A 1,743-nucleotide genomic window follows, 5' to 3' on the forward strand; every position below is an offset into this window, starting at 1 on the left:
GCCTGTACGCGCTGCAACACCGGGGTCAGGAAGCGGCCGGTATCGCCGTCGCCGACGGATCCCAGGTGGTGGTCTTCAAAGACCTCGGCCTGGTCAGCCAGGTGTTCGAGGAACAGACATTGGCGGCCATGCCGGGCCACGTCGCAATCGGGCACTGCCGTTACTCCACAACTGGCCAGACCACCTGGGAAAATGCGCAACCGGTGTTCCACACCACCGCAGCCGGCACCGGGGTGGCTCTGGGCCACAACGGCAACCTGGTGAACACCACCGAGCTGGCGGCAACGGCGCGGGATCTGGGTTTGATCAACCCCAGGCTGCCCGGCGCCGCCACCACCGACTCTGACATCCTGGGCGCGCTGCTGGCGCACGGTGCGGCTGATTCCAGCCTGGAACAGGCGGCGCTGGAGTTGCTGCCGACGGTGCGGGGTGCCTTATGTGTGACATTCATGGACGAGAACACCCTCTACGCCGCTCGTGACCCGTGGGGGGTGCGGCCACTGTCACTGGGCCGGCTGGACCGCGGGTGGGTGGTGGCCTCGGAAACCGCGGCCCTGGACATCGTCGGCGCATCGTTCGTCCGGGACATCGAGCCGGGCGAGTTATTGGCGATCGACGCCGACGGGGTGCGCTCCACCCGCTTCGCCAACCCCACCCCCAAGGGCTGTGTGTTCGAGTATGTCTACCTGGCCCGCCCGGACAGCAACCTTGCCGGCCGGTCCGTGCATGCCACGCGCGTGGAGATCGGCCGCCGGCTGGCCCGTGAACACGCCGTCGACGCCGACCTGGTGATCGGGGTACCGGAGTCCGGCACCCCCTCGGCGGTCGGCTACGCACAGGAGTCCGGCATCCCCTTCGGACAGGGCCTGACCAAGAACGCCTATGTGGGGCGAACTTTCATTCAGCCGTCGCAGACCATCCGCCAGTTGGGCATTCGGCTCAAGCTCAACCCGCTCAAGGAGATCATCCGTGGCAAGCGGCTTATCGTCGTCGACGACTCGATCGTGCGGGGCAACACCCAGCGGGCCCTGGTAAGGATGTTGCGCGAGGCGGGTGCGGTCGAGGTGCACGTGCGCATCGCCTCCCCACCGGTGAAGTGGCCCTGCTTTTACGGCATCGACTTCCCCTCACCCGCTGAGCTGATCGCCAATGTCGTCGACGACGAGGCCGAGATGCTCGAGGCCGTCCGGCGCGCGATCGGCGCTGACAGCCTGGGTTACGTCTCGCTGCGGGGCCTGATCGCCGCCACCGAACAGCCCGTGTCGAGGCTGTGCTCTGCGTGTTTCGGCGGTGATTACCCGATCGAGTTGCCCGACGAAGCCGCGCTGGGCAAAAACGTCGTCGAACAGATGCTGACCACCGCCGCGCTGCAGGCCAAGAGCGACACCGACGACGCGGTGCGGCGGCCCTGACCGGGCAGTGTTGATAACCGATACCGGCGGCGATCGCTGGCCGGTAGCCTTTATCGCGATGACGCATCGCACAGCAGGCCGGGTTCATCGGGGCATGACCTACGCTTCGGCGGGAGTGGACATCGCGGCCGGTGACCGCGCCGTCGACCTGTTCAAACCGTTGGCCGGCAAAGCCACCAGACCAGAGGTGCATGGCGGGCTCGGTGGATTCGCCGGGCTGTTCGCCTTGCGCGACGACTACCGCGAGCCGGTGCTGGCCTGCTCCACCGACGGGGTGGGCACCAAGCTTGCCATCGCGCAGGCGATGGACAAACACGACACCGTCGGCATC

General features: G+C 67.2%; 1 protein-coding gene and 1 pseudogene. Both read left to right on the top strand.

Going from position 1 to position 1,743, the window contains the following annotated elements:
- Positions 1-1,412, top strand: a 1,412-nt coding sequence (gene purF, locus AC2VON_RS24565; protein WP_486955173.1) for an amidophosphoribosyltransferase, incomplete at its 5' end; no start/stop codon positions are given.
- Between the two features lie 58 nt (positions 1,413-1,470).
- Positions 1,471-1,743, top strand: a pseudogene (locus AC2VON_RS24570) (phosphoribosylformylglycinamidine cyclo-ligase); the annotation flags it as partial.

It is taken from the genome of Mycobacterium sp. TH-M82, from assembly GCF_057473605.1.